Source organism: Bradyrhizobium sp. CCBAU 51765 (genome assembly GCF_015291725.1).
Lineage (GTDB): Bacteria > Pseudomonadota > Alphaproteobacteria > Rhizobiales > Xanthobacteraceae > Bradyrhizobium > Bradyrhizobium liaoningense.
On the sequence record NZ_CP030038.1, the window covers coordinates 4,332,549 to 4,347,966 of the forward strand.

Annotated in this window: 11 protein-coding genes; 3 read left to right on the plus strand and 8 right to left on the minus strand. The window is 64.3% G+C overall.

Annotated elements, in window-relative coordinates:
• The first annotated feature begins 575 nt into the window (after nt 1-575).
• Nucleotides 576-1,610, plus strand: a complete 1,035-nt coding sequence (locus XH96_RS20745) for a cysteine synthase A (protein ID WP_194387444.1) — start codon at nt 576-578, stop codon at nt 1,608-1,610.
• A 50-nt stretch (nt 1,611-1,660) separates the two neighbouring features.
• Here the strand turns inward: XH96_RS20745 and XH96_RS20750 are convergent, their stop codons facing one another.
• The 6 genes from XH96_RS20750 to XH96_RS20775 all read right to left on the minus strand — a co-directional run bounded on the left by XH96_RS20750 (nt 1,661) and on the right by XH96_RS20775 (nt 10,882).
• The gene (locus XH96_RS20750; RefSeq protein WP_246789694.1) at nt 1,661-3,904 is read right to left on the minus strand and encodes a tetratricopeptide repeat protein; all 2,244 of its coding nucleotides are present in this window, start codon (nt 3,902-3,904) and stop codon (nt 1,661-1,663) included.
• Nucleotides 3,905-4,027: 123 nt separating this feature from the next.
• Nucleotides 4,028-6,268 (minus strand): tetratricopeptide repeat protein, encoded by a 2,241-nt coding sequence (locus tag XH96_RS20755; protein ID WP_194387445.1) that lies wholly within the window; start codon nt 6,266-6,268, stop codon nt 4,028-4,030.
• 101 nt (nt 6,269-6,369) lie between these two features.
• Nucleotides 6,370-7,107: an amino acid ABC transporter ATP-binding protein gene (locus tag XH96_RS20760; protein WP_028176414.1), complete on the minus strand. Its 738-nt coding sequence runs from the start codon at nt 7,105-7,107 to the stop codon at nt 6,370-6,372.
• An 11-nt stretch (nt 7,108-7,118) separates the two neighbouring features.
• On the minus strand, nt 7,119-8,639 hold the full coding sequence (locus XH96_RS20765) for an amino acid ABC transporter permease (RefSeq protein ID WP_194387446.1): 1,521 nt from the start codon (nt 8,637-8,639) through the stop codon (nt 7,119-7,121).
• Entirely contained in the window at nt 8,636-9,841 is a 1,206-nt protein-coding gene (locus tag XH96_RS20770; RefSeq protein WP_194387447.1) for an amino acid ABC transporter permease, read from the minus strand. Before XH96_RS20770 ends, XH96_RS20765 begins: the two co-directional genes overlap by 4 nt.
• A gap of 24 nt (nt 9,842-9,865) precedes the next feature.
• A complete protein-coding gene (locus XH96_RS20775; RefSeq protein ID WP_061881546.1) occupies nt 9,866-10,882 on the minus strand; it encodes an amino acid ABC transporter substrate-binding protein in 1,017 nt (338 codons plus the stop codon).
• A 395-nt stretch (nt 10,883-11,277) separates the two neighbouring features.
• Here XH96_RS20775 and metC point away from each other — a divergent pair, with 395 nt between their 5' ends.
• Complete coding sequence (metC, locus tag XH96_RS20780; protein ID WP_194387448.1) at nt 11,278-12,465, plus strand: cystathionine beta-lyase; 1,188 nt, start codon at nt 11,278-11,280, stop codon at nt 12,463-12,465.
• 178 nt (nt 12,466-12,643) lie between these two features.
• Nucleotides 12,644-14,335, plus strand: coding sequence for a Na/Pi cotransporter family protein (locus tag XH96_RS20785; protein ID WP_194387449.1), 1,692 nt, complete (start codon nt 12,644-12,646; stop codon nt 14,333-14,335).
• 2 nt (nt 14,336-14,337) lie between these two features.
• Here XH96_RS20785 and XH96_RS20790 read toward each other — a convergent pair whose 3' ends face one another.
• Complete coding sequence (locus XH96_RS20790; protein ID WP_028176420.1) at nt 14,338-14,676, minus strand: lipid-A-disaccharide synthase N-terminal domain-containing protein; 339 nt, start codon at nt 14,674-14,676, stop codon at nt 14,338-14,340.
• Entirely contained in the window at nt 14,673-15,407 is a 735-nt protein-coding gene (locus XH96_RS20795; protein WP_194387450.1) for a glycosyltransferase family 2 protein, read from the minus strand. The genes XH96_RS20790 and XH96_RS20795 overlap by 4 nt, the downstream gene beginning before the upstream one ends.
• Nucleotides 15,408-15,418 lie beyond the last annotated feature (11 nt).

The following is a 15,418-nucleotide window of genomic DNA, read 5'->3' on the forward strand; positions in this document are numbered from 1 at the left end:
TGTCGCAGTTGCGAGATGCCCGTGCCAACGAGCGGGCGCGAAACTGACAGGAATACGAAAAGTGCCTGTCTCGCAGAGACTTCTCTCACTACGTGGCGTCGCGAAACGCGATCAAGCTTACCAAGATTTCATGTGATATTGCTGCCACACCGGCTGCTAAGCTTCAATTTGACTGCACACCAGCAGCTTCGGCCCAGTCGCGCCTTCCAAGCACATCACAAGACCGTCAATTTGCCGAAATCGATTCCGTCCATCGCGCCGACACTTCTTCGGCCTTCCACGCGCTGCCCACGCTCCTCAATTTCGACCCGTCTCGTCCCTGGAAAAAATTGGTCACAAGACCGCTCATGACGCGCGCTATCGTTTCGTCTCCCGACAGCATTCAGTGATTTCCTCCTACCGGTATCCCGCCTCGCGGCCGAGCGCGTCACCGCCGGTCTCGCCGCTCGGAATATCACTGTTTGGGCAGGCGTTTCGGTCCGGTTCGCCGCAGCGCAAAAGCCTTCCCCTTTGGCCTCCCAGGCACTAGGTTCTGGCCAAAGCTGATCCACCCCTTGCCAGTGATTTCCCCCGACATGACCATTCGAAACGACGTTGTCGAAGCCATCGGCAACACCCCGCTGATCAAGCTGAAGCGCGCCTCGGAACTGACCGGATGCACCATTCTCGGCAAGGCCGAGTTCATGAATCCGGGCCAGTCGGTCAAGGACCGCGCCGGCAAATGGATGATCCTGGAGGCTGAGAAGCGCGGCGAGCTCAAGCCCGGGGGTCTCGTGGTGGAAGCGACCGCCGGCAATACCGGCATCGGGCTCGCGGTCGTGGCGAGCGCGCGCGGCTACCGCACCCTGATCGTGATCCCGGAGACGCAGAGCCAGGAAAAGAAGGACTTTCTGAAGCTGTGCGGCGCCGAGCTGATCGAGGTGCCGGCCCTGCCCTATGCCAATCCCAACAACTACCAGCATGTCGGCCGGCGGCTCGCCAATGAGCTGCGCAAGACCGAGCCGAACGGCGTATTGTTCGCCGATCAGTGGAACAACCTCGACAATGCCAAGGCGCATTACGAATCCACCGGCCCCGAGATCTGGGAGCAGACCGGCGGCAAGGTCGACGGCTTCGTCTGCTCGGTCGGCAGCGGAGGCACGCTGGCCGGCGTCAGCCGCTATCTGAAAGAGAGGAGCAAGAACGTCCGCATCGCCTGCGCCGATCCGCACGGCGCCGGCATGTACGAATATTTCAGGACCGGTGAACCCAAGGCGACGCCCGGCGGCTCGATCACCGAGGGCATCGGCCTCAACCGCGCCACTGCGATCGTCGAGACAGCCAAGGTCGACGATACCCATCTCATTCCCGATGCCGAAGCCGTCAGCGCGATCTACGAGCTGCTGCAGCACGAAGGCCTGTGCCTCGGCGGCTCCACCGGCATCAACGTGGTCGGCGCGATCCGCCTTGCCAAGCAGCTCGGGCCCGGCAAGACGATCGTCACCGTGCTGTGCGATTCCGGCAGCCGCTATCTGTCAAAGCTGTTCAACGCGGACTTCATGCGCGCCAAGAACCTGCCGGTGCCGGAATGGCTGGAGAAGCGCAGCAACATTAAGCCACCCTTCGTGTGATCGTCGCAGAAAGGCGCACGTCGGCGACGTGCGCCCGCGGTTCGGCCCATTTATGCGACCTCGCCGCCTTCCAGGGCTGCGGCACAATAGTCGCGCCAGAACTGGCGATAGCCCGCCTCGACTTTGCGCGTGTAGATCTCGACGTTGCCGGCGGGCGAAGCTGCGATCCGGGCCGGCAGTTCCGTGCGCAGCTTCGCCAGATGGGCAGGCTGCGCCGCATATTTGCACGCGATCGCCGCATAGCCTTCGTCGTCCTCGGCGACCCAGTCATCGAGACCGACGGCCGCGACGATTGACCCGCCAGCGCGCGACGATGCGCCGTTGCCGAGCTTGGCGACGACCGGAACGCCCGCATAGAGCGACTCCCAGGTGCTGATGCCGCCGTTTTGCGGGAACGTATCAAGCGAGATGTCGACCTTCGCGAAGGCCAGCAGATGCTCGTGGCGCGAGGTCGAGCCCATGCAGGTGATATTCTCTGCGGCGATGTCGTGCGCCACGAACCGCGCCACCAGGCTGTCGCGCAGCAAGGGGTCGTCAAGCAGCCCGTGCTTGATGATGATCTTCGATCCGGTTACCTCGCGCATCACCTTCGACCACACAAGGATGGCTTCGTCCGAGATCTTGTAGATGCGGTTGAACACGCCGAAGGTCACATGGCCGTTGCGGAGCATGGGCAGCTCCGACGTCGGCACGTCCAGCACGGGCTCGATCGTGATCAGGCAGGGCAGATCGTGAACCTTCTCGGCCAGCAGATGGCGCGCCGATTGCGGAATGAAGACCGGATCGGCGAGCACGTAGTCCATGGTCTGCAGGCCGGTCCCCGTCGCATGTCCGAACCCCGTGACCTGGATGGGCGCGGGCTTCCGGGCAAAGACATGGAGCCTGTTGCCGGTCGTGTGGCCTGATACGTCGATCAGCACATCGACCTTGTCGGCCTGAATACGATCGGCCAGCTCGTCGTCCGAAAGCTGTCCGGCGTCGACCCAGACGTCCGCCAAAGGTTTGAAGCGTTCGGTCATCTCATCCGGCAACGGAAAGCAGGAATAGCAGATGATCTCGAACCTGGCGTGATCATGATGGCGCAGCACCGGCAGCAAGGTGAGCGCGGCCGAGTGGTTCCTGAATTCAGACGCGACATATCCGATCACGATCCGCCTGTCCGGATCGAGCTCCCGCGGCGCGAGCGTCCTTCGCGGCAAATTGGCACCGACCGCGTCCCACCAGGACTTTCGCGCCGCCTGCTGAACCGCAAAACCAGCCTCGGAAAGATAGTCCAGCAGGAAAATCTTGCGCTCGATGGCGTCCGCATAGTCCGGCCTGAGCTCCAGCGCCTTGTCGAGATGCTCGAGCGCCGTCGCGATGTCTCCCTGGCTCGCATGACACGACGCCAGCAGTGCCATGCCGATCTCGGAGCGCGGATTTTCCTCGAGCAGGGTCTTGACGGCCGAAATCGCCTTCGCCGTATTCCCCAGGAGAATGTTGACTTGCGCCTTCCCGCGCAGCGCCAGCTCGAGCGTGGGCGACTGCGCCAGCGCGGCATCGAAGTCCGCGGCGGCCTGCGGCAGCCGCGACAGATCGAAGTTGAGCCGTCCGCGCTGGGCCAGCATCCTCGCCGAATTGGGCTTGATCGCCAGTCCCGCCGCAAGCGCGGCTTCGGCCTCGTCGAAGTGCCGTAACTCGACGCTCAGCATCCCCTTGCCGGCGATCGCTTCGGCGTGACGCGGCTGAAACAACAGGGCGCGGTCGAAACTCTCCCTGGCTCGGTCGAACTGGCCCATCATCAGTTCGGCCATGCCGCGATTGCAGAACGCATCGGCATAGTCCGGCTTGAGCTTGATGGCGCGATCGTGCAGTTCGATGGCCTGCTCGGCGAGCTTCATGTGCAGCAGGGTATTGCCGAGGTTGGTCAGCGCGAGCGGGAAGTTCGGCTTCAGCGCGAGCGCCCTCTCCTGGCACCTGCGCGCATCGTCGAATTTCTTCAGGTCGAAGTACACGGTCGCGAGGTTGCTGTGGGCTTCGTGCGAACGCGGATCGAGCGCAATCGCGCGCTCGAGCAGCTGTTGCGCCTCTGCCAGGCGACGGCCGTCATGGGCGCACAGGCCGAGCAAATGCGTGGCATCGAAATGATCCGGAAGCGCCTTCAGGATCTCGCGGCAAAGCGCCTCGGTTTCCGCATATCGGCCCTGGCCATAGGCGCTCGCTGCGGCGGAGATGACGGCATCCGCCTGCTTCATCAGTTTCTTCTGCAATCGCGCGTTCTGGAATGCGCGGGCGCCGGCGCCGCTGCTCTGCAAGGTTGCTCTCCGAAGGATGGCCGCCCCGAGAGTCTAGCTGATTCGTCGTCAAGGCCGTCCGGTCGGCTGGAGCGGCGAGGCCCCCGTTGTTTCCCGGTGCTCAGGGCAAGACTGGCCCCCGGCCTACGCTACATCCCCGCCTTCCGGGGCCGCGGCGCAATAGTCGCGCCAGAACTGGCGATAGCCCGCCTCGACCTTGCGCGTGTAGGTCTCGACATTGCCGGCGTCCGAGGCTGCGATCCGGGCCGGCAACTCCGCGCGCAACTTCGTCAGATGGTCCGGCTGCGCCGCATATCTGCACGCGATCGCGGCATAGCCTTCGTCATCCTCGGCAACCCAGTCCTCCAGACCGACGGCTGAGAGGATCGACCCTCCGGCGCGCGACGAGGCGCCGCTCCCGAGCTTGGCGACGACGGGAACGCCAGCATAGAGCGATTCCCAGGTGCTGATGCCGCCGTTCTGCGGGAAGGTATCCAGCGAAATATCGACATCCGCAAAGGCCCGCAGATGCTCCTCGCGCGGGGTCGAGCCCATGCAGACAACGTTGTCTTCGGCGATACCCTGTTCGACGAACCGCGCAATCAGGCGGTCGCGCAGCATGGGATCGTCCAGCAATCCGTTCTTGATGATGATCTTCGATCCGGTTACCTCGCGCATCACCTTCGACCACACACCGATGGCCTCGTCCGAGATCTTGAAGATGCGGTTGAACACGCCGAAGGTCACATGGCCGTTGCGGAGCATGGGGAGCTCCGAAGGCTGCGCATCCAGGATGGGATCGATCGTGATCAGGCACGGCAGATCGTGAACCTTCTCAGCCAGCAGATGGCGCGCCGATGGCGGAATGAAGACCGGATCGGCGAGCACGTAGTCCATGGTCTGAAGGCCGGTCCCGGTGGCATGCCCGAAGCCCGTGACCTGGATTGGGGCCGGCTTGCGGGCGAAGACATGGAGCCTGCTGCCGGTCGTATGCCCCGACACGTCGATCAGAATATCGATCCCATCGGCCTGGATACGATCGGCCAGCTCGTCGTCCGAAAGCTGCGCAGCATCGACCCAGACGTCCGCGAGAGCTTTGAATCTCTCGGTCATCTCATCCTGCGACGGCCAGCAGGAATAGCAGACGATCTTGAAGCTGGCGTGATCATGATGGCGTAGCACCGGCAACAGCGAATACGCCGCCGAGTGGCGCCTGAATTCGGACGCGACATAGCCGATGACGATCCGCCTGTCCGGATCGAGCTTGCGCGGCGCAAGCGTCGTTCTCGGCAACTTGGCGCCGATCGCATCCCACCAGTATTTTCGGGCCGCCTGCTGGACTACGAAATCGGCCTGCGGCAGATAATCCAGCACGAAAATCTTGTATCCGATCGCCTCCGGAAAGTCCGGCGCGATCTCCAGCGCCGCATCGAGATGCGCGAGCGCCGTCGCGATGTCTCCCTGGTTCACGTGGCAAGCCGCAAGAAGCGCCAATCCCATCTCCGACCGCGGATTGACCTCGAGCAGCGTCTTGACGCCCGCCATCGCCCGCGCCGTGTTCCCCACGAGGATGTCGATTTGCGCCCTCCAGCACAGCGCGAGCTCGAGCCGTGGCGATTGCGTTAGCGCTGCATCGAGGTCCGCTGCCGCCTGCTCCAGCCGGGACAGGCTCAGATTGAGCCGTCCGCGCTGCAGCAGAATCCTGGGTGACCCTGGCTTGATCGCGAGCGCTGCGTCGAAGGCGGCGGCAGCCTCGTTGAAGTGCCTGAGTTCGAGGCTCACCATGCCCCTGCCGGCGATTGCCTCGGCATGGCGCGGCTGAAGCGACAGGGCGCGATCGAAGCTCTCCTTGGCACGCTCGAACTTGCCGGTCATCAGCTCCGCCATGCCGCGGTTGCAAAATGCATCGGCATAGTCCGGCTTCAGCCTGATCGCGCGGTCGTGCAGCCCGATCGCCTCTTCGCCGAGACCGATGTGCAGCAGCGTATTGCCGAGATTGGTCAGGGTGATCGGACAATTCGGCTTCAGCGCAATGGCCTTCTCCTGGCACGCGCGGGCGGCCTGAAATTTCTGGAGAGCGAAGTACACGGCCCCGAGATTGCCATGGGCGTCGGGCGAACGCGGGTCGAGCGCAATCGCGCGCTCGAGCAGGAATTCCGCCTCATCGAGCCGGCCACCGTCGAACGCGCGCAGGCCGAGCAGGTGCGTGGCGTGGAAATGATCCGGAACCTCTTTCAAAATCTCGCGGCAGAGTTCCTCGGCCTCGGCAGGTCTGCCCTGCCCGAGCGCCTCGACCGCGAAGGACATGACGGCGTCCGCCTGCTTCCTCAACTTCTTCTGCAATCGCGCGTTCTGGTATGCGCGCGCGCCGAGACTGCTCTGCAAGGTTTCTCTCCGGAGGATGGTCCGAAAAGAGACGAGCTGATTCGCATGGTGCCAAGCTTGCGGCGGCGATCAGACCGCCGAGGCCGCCGGGTTGCGAGGTCTCACCGCAGGATCTGGCTCAGGAACAGCTTGGTGCGGGCATGCCGTGGGGCGGCGAAGAACTCCCTCGGCGTATTGGCCTCAATGATCTGGCCGGCGTCCATGAACACGACGCGGTTGGCGACCTCGCGGGCAAAGCCCATCTCGTGGGTGACGACCAGCATGGTCATGCCCTCCTCGGCGAGGTCGACCATGGTGTCGAGGACCTCCTTGACCATCTCGGGGTCGAGCGCCGAGGTCGGCTCGTCGAACAGCATCACCTTCGGGTTCATGGTCAGCGCGCGGGCGATCGCGACGCGCTGCTGCTGGCCGCCGGACATCTGCCCCGGAAACTTGTTGGCCTGGTGCGGGATCTTGACCCGCTCCAGGAATTTCATCGCGGTCGCCTCGGCGTCCTTCTTGGGGATGTTGCGGACCCAGATCGGCGCCAGCGTGCAATTGTCGAGCACGGTCAGATGCGGGAACAGATTGAAGCTCTGGAACACCATGCCGACTTCGCGACGCACGGCATCGACATGCTTGAGGTTGGGGCCGAGCTCGATGCCGTCGACGACGATCTCGCCCTCCTGGAATTCCTCCAGCGCATTGATGCAGCGGATCAAGGTCGACTTGCCGGAGCCCGAGGGCCCGCAGATCACGATGCGCTCGCCCTTCGCGACCGCCAGGTCGATATCCCGCAGGACATGGAACTCGCCGTACCATTTGTTGAGGCCGGAAATCTTGACGATGGGGGCAGACATGGTGGCCTCGATCAGCTGCGGCGGTGGGCGTTGAGGCGGCGCTCGACGAACAGCGAGTAGCGCGACATTCCAAAGCAGAAGATGAAGTAGATGATCCCGGCGAAGGCGAAGCCGGTGAATGCGGTCGACGGCGTCGACCATTTCGGATCCGAGAATGAGGCGCGAAGCGAGCCCAGGAGGTCGAACAGTGCAACGATCGAGACCAGCGAGGTGTCCTTCAACAGCGAGATGAAGCTGTTGACGAGGTTCGGAATGACGTGACGCAGCGCCTGCGGCAGCACGATCAGCGAGGTCGTCTTCCACCACGACAGTCCGAGGGCGGCCGCCGCCTCGCTCTGCCCGCGCGGGATCGCAGCGAGCCCGCCGCGGACGTTCTCGGCCTGGTAGGCGCCGGTGAACAGCGCGATGCCGATCAGCGCCCGGACCAGGCCGTCGACGGTGAAATTGCCGGGCAGGAACAGGGGCAGCATGTAGGTGGCGAAGAACAGCACGGTGATCAGCGGCACACCGCGCCAGAACTCGATGAAGGCGATCGAGAAGATCCGGATCAAGGGAATGGTGGAGCGGCGGCCGAGCGCCAGCGCGATGCCGATCGGCAGCGAGGTGACGATGCCGGTGACGGAGACCACCAATGTCACCAGGAGGCCGCCCCATAGATTGGTCGTCACAACCGGCAATCCGCCGCGATCCAGGCCCATCAGCTTGATGACGATCGCGATGGCAATGAAGGTGGCGATGCTGGATGCCAGAGCCCGCCCGCCGGTGCGAATGCCGCCAGCAAGAAAGAACGCGATCAGGCTGACAATCGCGGCCGTAACGCCGAAATCGGCCCAGACCGGCTGCCCCATCACCTGGACATAGTCGCGCAGCCAGGTGAGCGGAAAGATCAGCCAGGAGATCGCCGTGCCGATCAGCACGATGAGGCTTCCGACAACCCACAGCAACGGTGCGATGGCGGACGTCTTGCTGAGGCTGAGGAGCGCCTGCCCGGCACCGATGATGCTCTCGTCGAACAGTTGCAGCAGGCCGGCCGTCCAGCTCAGGCCGAAGCCCTTGATGCCGCCGCCGTGCAGCAGGAAGAATGCGACCACAGGAAAGGCAACGAAGAACAGGCCCGCGTTCAGACCCTTCGCCGGCAGCCGCGGAACGAGCAGCGGAAGCAGCAGCACGACCGCGAGCACCATCGTGAGGTCAACCCGCCAGCGCTCCGCCTCGGGATAGAAGCCGTAGATCAGCTGCGGGAGTTTCGCCTGGATGTAGGGCCAGCAGGCGCCGACCGCAAAGCCGGCGTTCTCGGCGAGGCAGGCAGTGCGGTCCTGGCCGCTCCAGACCGCATCGACCATCAGGAACCTGACGGAGGGAACGATGGTGAACCAGAGCAGCAAGGCGCCCACGATCGTGAGCAGGATATTGGTCGGCGAGTTGAACAGGCGCGTACGCACCAGGCCGATGAAGCCCGTGGTCTTGACCGGCGCGGGACGCTCGGCGAGCAGGTCCTGGCGGACGAAGCTGCTTGAGGTGATATCGGTCATGCGCCGAGACTCCGACTGACGCGCCAACCGTAGACGCTCATGACGGCGCTGGTGAGCAGCGAGATCAGGAGATAGATGCCCATCGTCATCGCGATGATCTCGATCGCCTGCCCGGTCTGGCTCAGCGACGTGCCGGCGAACACTGACACCAGGTCGGGATAGCCGATCGCGACCGCCAGCGACGAGTTCTTGGTGAGATTGAGGTACTGGTTGGTCAGCGGCGGCACGATGACGCGCATGGCCTGCGGTATGACGATCAGGCGGAGCGTGGCGCCGCGGCTGAGGCCGAGCGAGGATCCCGCCTCCATCTGTCCCTTGTGAACGGACAGGATGCCGGCGCGCACGATCTCGGCGATGAAGGCGGCGGTATAGGTCGACAGCGCCACCGTCAATGCCACGAATTCCGGAATGATGCGTGAGCCGCCGGCGAAATTGAAGCCCTTGAGCTGCGGCAGCTCGAAGGTGAAGGGCAAGCCGAACACCAGCATCGTCGCGACTGGCAGCCCGAACAGCAGGCCCAGCACATAGGGCCAGATCCGGATCAGGCGCCCTTCCTGGAACAGCGCCCTTCGCGCATGGAAGCGCAGAGCCAGTGACGCCACGATGCCGAGCACCAGCATCGCCAGAAACGGCTCGAGGCCGCTCTCGCCGATCGGGCTCGGAATGACGAGACCGCGATTGCTGATGAAGGCGATGCCGAACAGGGAAATGCTCTGCCGCGGATTGGGCAGTGCCGCGAGCACCGCGAGGTACCAGAACAGGATCTGGAAAAGGAGCGGAAGGTTGCGGATGACCTCGACATAGAGCTCGCCGACGCGCGACAATAGCCAATTGGGCGACAGCCGGCACAGCGCGACGATGAAGCCGATCACGGTGGCGAAGACGATGCCCACCACCGAGACGACGAGCGTGTTCAGCAATCCGACCACGAACACGCGAAGGAACGTGTCCGAGCCGGTATAGGGGATCAGGGTCTGGTTGACGTCGAAGCCGGCATTGTTCCTGAGGAAGCCGAAGCCGGCGGCGATGTGCTGGTTCTCGAGGTTGGCGCGGGCATTGGAGACGATTTCATAGCCGATCCAGCCCAGGATCGCCGCGAAGGCAAACTGGACGGCAACGCCGTTCCAGCCTGCCTTGCCGCCCAGGATGCGCCGGATCTTCAGCGCAATCTGGGCCGGCGGTTTTCGGGCCTCGGTGCTCATGCCGTTGCCGGCCGATCGGGGCGATCAGCGGATCGGCGGCGCGTACTGAAGACCGCCCTTGTTCCAGAGATTGTTGAGACCGCGATTGATGGCGAGCGGCGAGCCCGCGCCGACGTTGCGGTCGAACACCTCGCCGTAATTGCCGACCGCCTTCACGATCCGCACCACCCAATCCTTGGTCAGGCCGAGCTGTTCGCCGAAATTGCCGTCGCTGCCGAGCACGCGCTTCAGTTCCGGATTTTCCAGCTTCGCCTTCTCGTCGACGTTCTTCGAGGTGACGCCGAGCTCTTCAGCGGTGATCATCGCAAACAGCGTCCATTTCACGATGTCGAACCACTGGTCGTCGCCGTGGCGCACCATCGGACCGAGCGGTTCCTTCGAGATGATCTCGGGCAGCACCATGTGGTCGTTGGGACTGGCGAGCTTCAGGCGATTGGCGTACAGGCCCGACTGGTCGGTGGTGAAGACGTCGCAACGGCCGGCTTCGTAGGCCTTGACGGTTTCGTCGTTGGTGGCGAACGCGATCACCTCGTACTTCATGTTGTTGGCCTTGAAGTAGTCGGCGAGATTCTGCTCGGTGGTGGTGCCGGTCTGCACGCAGACCGATGCGCTGTTGAGTTCGAGCGCCGAATTCACCTTGAGGGACTTCTTCACCATGAAGCCCTGCCCGTCATAATAGGTCACGCCGGTGAAATTGGCGCCGAGCGAGGTGTCGCGCGAGATGGTCCAGGTGGTGTTGCGCGAGAGCACGTCGATCTCGCCGGATTGCAGCGCCGTGAAGCGGTCCTTGGCGGACAGCGGCACGTACTTGACCTTGGTCGGATCGTTGAAGATCGCCCCCGCAATGGCGCGGCAGACGTCGACGTCGATGCCGGTCCAGTTGCCCTTGTCATCCGGAGAGGAGAAGCCGGGCAAGCCCTGACTGACGCCGCAGGACAGCATGCCCCGGTCCTTGACGGTCTTGAGCGTTTGCGCATCGGCGGCTTCGGCAGAGAGGCCGGCGGCGAGAGCAAGGGTGAGAGCCAGGGTTACGCGTTTCATGGGCTTTGGGCCTTTCAAGGTCGTCTCAAGATCAGGAATGCTGTCTGTGGGGTCATCTCTGCCAGGGCTAATCGTATCAGGGCTAGCCTTGCAAGAGTCATGCTGGAACACCTTGCCGAACACCCGCCGATCTCGGGAGGCCATACCTTAATCCCCGCCGCAGGCGCCCGCCATTACGGCTGTGGCGCAAGGTCCGGTCAGACATTGGATCGAAGGTCGCGGCAGGCCCCTCAACATGCGGCGACTGAATAGCACCTGCGCATCACAGAACGACTGGCCTGCCGGGTCAAGGGGTTGACGAGACTCTTCTGTGTTCTGTTATTAACGACGATGGCCTTTCGGCCCGCCCGCGGGCGCAACGCGCCCGGCGGAAACGCGATTTTGAAAGCAGACGCATGGATTCCTCGCACCCCCAGCAACAGCAGCACGCCGAGACCCGGCTGGTCACCTCCGGCCGCGACACCAAGGCGCAGAAGGGGTTCGTCAATCCGCCGGTGTTCCACGGCTCGACCGTGCTCTATCCGACCGCCGAGGACCTGCATGCCCATCGCGGCGAGTTCACCTATGGCCGCCACGGCACCCCGACGACCAGAGCGTTCCAGGACACGCTGATGGCGCTGGAGGGACCGCAATGCGCCGGCGTCGGCATCGTGCCGTCCGGGCTTTCGGCGATCTCCACCACCCTGCTCTCGGTACTGAAGACCGGCGACCATATTCTGGTTGTCGACAACGTCTACCGGCCTTCGCGCAATTTCTGCAACGGCATGCTGGCCCGCTATGGCGTCGAGACCACCTATTTCGATCCGCTGATCGGTGCGGGCATCGACAAGCTGTTCAAGCCCAACACGCGCGCAGTGCTGGTCGAGGCGCCGGGCTCGCAGTCGTTCGAGATGCCCGACATCCGCGCCATCGCCGAGGTCGCGCATGCCCGCGGCGCGCTCGTCATCGACGACAACACCTGGGCGACCCCGCTCTATCACCGCTCGCTCGAGCAGGGTGTCGACATCAGCATGCAGGCCGCCACCAAATATATCGGCGGCCATTCCGACATCATGTTCGGCACGATTTCCGCCAATGCCAAGGCTTGGCCGCAGATCATCGAGGGCATCCGCCTGCTCGGCGTCTGCGCGGGTCCTGACGACGTCTTCCTGGCGCTGCGCGGACTGCGCACGCTGTCGGTGCGATTGGCGCAGCATCATCGCTCCGGGCTCGACATGGCGCGCTGGCTCGCTGCCAGACCCGAGGTCGCGCGCGTGCTGCATCCGGGGCTCGAAACCGATCCCGGCCATGCGATCTGGAAGCGCGACTTCACCGGTGCGTCAGGGCTGTTCAGCATCGTGCTGAAGCCCGCGCCGCAGAAGGCGGTCGACACCATGCTCGATACGCTGAAGCTGTTCGGCATGGGCTTCTCCTGGGGCGGTTTCGAGAGCCTCGTGATCCCCTTCGATTGCGATGCCTATCGCACCGCGACCAAGTGGGCGCCCGGCGGCCCGACGCTGCGTCTCCACATCGGGCTCGAGAGCGTCGATGACCTCAAGGCCGATCTCGATCGCGGCTTCGCTGCCTTGAAAGCGGCAATGTGAGCCTGCTCGCGAGGCAACGCGCCTCGGGACACGGCAGCCACACTCCGGCGGACGCGCAATCGCGCGCCGCGGGAACGCGCCGCTGCCGCAAACGTTAACGCCGATGCGCCGACAAAGGGTTTGATCTGCTCCCGTTTGGCGCTAGCCTCGCCAATCGACTCCAATCCGGACACGGAGCATGGGAACGTTGGTTCTGCTCGATCTCATGGGCGGCGTTGCCCTGTTGCTGTGGGGCCTGCACATGGTCCACAGCGGCATTCTGCGCGCCTTCGGTCCCGACCTGCGGCGGCTGCTCGGCAAGGCGCTGAGCAATCGCGCCAGCGCATTCGCCGCCGGCCTCGGGCTCACCGCGCTGCTTCAGAGCAGCACGGCGACGGCGCTGATCACCTCCTCGTTCGCGGCCGAGGGCCTCGTCAGCCTCGCCGCTGCGCTCGCCATCATGTTGGGAGCCAATGTCGGCACGACGCTGATCGTGCAGGTGCTGTCGTTCAATATCGCAGCCGTTGCGCCGGTCCTGTTCGTACTCGGACTCGTCGCCTTCCGCTCCGGCCCGCGCTCGCGGATCAAGGACATCGGTCGCGTCTGCATCGGCCTCGGCCTGATGCTGCTCTCGCTGCACATCCTGCTCGACACGCTGGCGCCGGCGGAGAACGCGCCCGGCGTCCGCGTCGTGATGTCGGCCATCACCGGCGACCCGGTCCTGTGCATCGTCATCGCCGCCCTCGTCACCTGGACGGTGCATTCGAGCGTCGCCAGCGTGCTGCTGATCATGTCGCTGGCTTATTCGCAGTTCATCTCGCCCGATGCGGCGCTGGCGCTGGTGCTGGGGGCCAATCTCGGCAGCGCCATCAATCCCGTGTTCGAGGGCGCCAGGCGTGACGATCCCGCGAGCTATCGCCTGCCGGTCGGCAATCTCGTCAACCGCGTGGTCGGGATCGCGCTCGTCCTGCCCTTCCTGAGCGCGATCGCCGGGCACATGCATGCCTGGCAGCCCGATCTCGCCAAGATGACCGCGGCTTTCCACATTGCCTTCAACCTTGGCACGGCCGTCGTCTTCATCGGCCTGCTCGACACCATGTCGCGCCTGCTCACCCGCCTTTTGCCGGATCGCGTCCACGAGGCCGACCCGGCCCGGCCGCGCTATCTCGACGAGACCGCGCTGGAGACGCCGTCCCTGGCGCTCGCTGACGCCGCCCGCGAGACGTTGCGCATGGGCGATCTCGTCGAGGTGATGCTGCGCAAGGTGATGGCCGCGATGATGACCGGCGACCGTGCGCTGGTCGACCAGGTCTCCAAGATGGACAATCTCGTCGACGGTCTCGACGAGGCCATCAAGCTCTACGTGACCAAGCTGATGCGGGGCAGCCTCGACGAGACCGAAGGACGCCGCGCGATGGAGATCATCTCCTTCGCCATCAACCTCGAGCACATCGGCGACATCATCGACAAGAGCCTGAGCGAGCTCGCCACCAAGAAGATCAAGCGGCGCTTCCAGTTCTCGGCGGAAGGGGCCGACGAACTCGCCGCCTTCCACAAGCGCACGATGGACTCGCTGCGTATCGCGTTCGGCGTCTTCATGTCGGGGGACGCCAACGAGGCGCGCAAGCTGCTGGTGGAGAAAACTGCGCTGCGCAACACCGAGCTTGCCGCGACCGAGCGGCATCTCGACCGCCTGCGCGAAGGCCGCCCCGAAACCATCGAAACGACGTCGCTGCATCTGGACGTGCTGCGCGACCTGCGCCGCATCCACTCGCACATCTGCTCGGTCGCCTATCCCGTGCTCGACGCGGCCGGCGAGCCCTACCGCAGAACCGAGGCGGACACAGCCACCCTGCCCGCGTCAGGCACGGCGTCGGTACTGCCGCGATAAGATCAGCGATCCAGCGTCTTCGAAGCGCTGCCGCGGTTCTTCCAGATCAGCATGATGTTCCTGATGTAGATGACGGTCGCGAGCGACTGTCCGAGGATGATGACCGGCTCGCGCTTCACGACGCCGTAGACCAGCGTCATCAGCCCGCCGCCCATCGAGCAGAACCAGAACGCCATCGGCACCACGCTGTTGCCGGCGCGCTCGCTCGCGATCCACTGCACCAGGAAGCGCGCGGTGAAGAACAATTGCGCGACGAGCCCGAACGCGAGCCAGAAATCGAATTTGGCGACGAAGACGTCGTAGAGATAATTGCTCAGCGCCTGACCGTATTGAATGATCATGCGTTCACCTCGGTCACCTCAGGAGTCGGCTTCTTGCGGCGGATCAGCCACCACACTCCGGCGAGATCCATGATGCCGATCCACAGCCGGTCGAAGAAGCCGTAGTTCGATACGCCGGAGTGGCGCGGCCGGTCGATCACATCGACATAGGCGATCTCGTAGCCCTCGCGGCGCACCAGCGCCGGCAGGAAGCGATGCAGCCCGTCGAAATAAGGCAGCATCAGGAAGACGTCGCGCCGGAACGCCTTCAGTCCGCAGCCGGTGTCGCGCGTGCCGTCTTTCAGGATGGCGTTGCGAACGCCGTTCGCCACGCGCGACTGGAACTTCTTGAAGCCGGTGTCCTTGCGCCCGACCCGCTGGCCGGCGGCGAGCCCGACACGCAGGCTTTTCTCGACCGCCGCGATCAGGTCCGGCAGGAAGGCGGGATTGTTCTGGCCATCGCCGTCGAGCGTCGCCACGATGTCCCCGCGCGCCGCACGCACACCACTGCGCACGGCCGCCGATTGGCCGCCAGACCGCGCATGACGGAGCTGACGCAGATTGCTCCGCTGCTTCATGATCGCAGCAAGCCGCTCGCCGGTCGCATCGGTGGAGCCATCGTTGACGTAGATGATCTCATAGGCCCAGCGGCCATCGAGCGCCGCCCCGATCTCCGCGATCAGCGGCGCAATATTGTCGGCTTCGTTGCGCACGGGAACGACGATGGAAACCGAAGGCTGGGGCGTCGACAAAGGAGGCTCTT

Excerpts from the sequence above, each read along its gene's own strand:
- XH96_RS20745 (WP_194387444.1), top strand. The coding sequence starts at position 576 with ATGACCATTCGAAACGACGTTGTCGAAGCCATCGGCAACACCCCGCTG.
- XH96_RS20760 (WP_028176414.1), bottom strand. The coding sequence starts at position 7,107 with ATGTCTGCCCCCATCGTCAAGATTTCCGGCCTCAACAAATGGTACGGC.
- XH96_RS20765 (WP_194387446.1), bottom strand. The coding sequence starts at position 8,639 with ATGACCGATATCACCTCAAGCAGCTTCGTCCGCCAGGACCTGCTCGCC.
- XH96_RS20770 (WP_194387447.1), bottom strand. The coding sequence starts at position 9,841 with ATGAGCACCGAGGCCCGAAAACCGCCGGCCCAGATTGCGCTGAAGATC.
- XH96_RS20775 (WP_061881546.1), bottom strand. The coding sequence starts at position 10,882 with ATGAAACGCGTAACCCTGGCTCTCACCCTTGCTCTCGCCGCCGGCCTC.
- metC (WP_194387448.1), top strand. The coding sequence starts at position 11,278 with ATGGATTCCTCGCACCCCCAGCAACAGCAGCACGCCGAGACCCGGCTG.
- XH96_RS20785 (WP_194387449.1), top strand. The coding sequence starts at position 12,644 with ATGGGAACGTTGGTTCTGCTCGATCTCATGGGCGGCGTTGCCCTGTTG.
- XH96_RS20790 (WP_028176420.1), bottom strand. The coding sequence starts at position 14,676 with ATGATCATTCAATACGGTCAGGCGCTGAGCAATTATCTCTACGACGTC.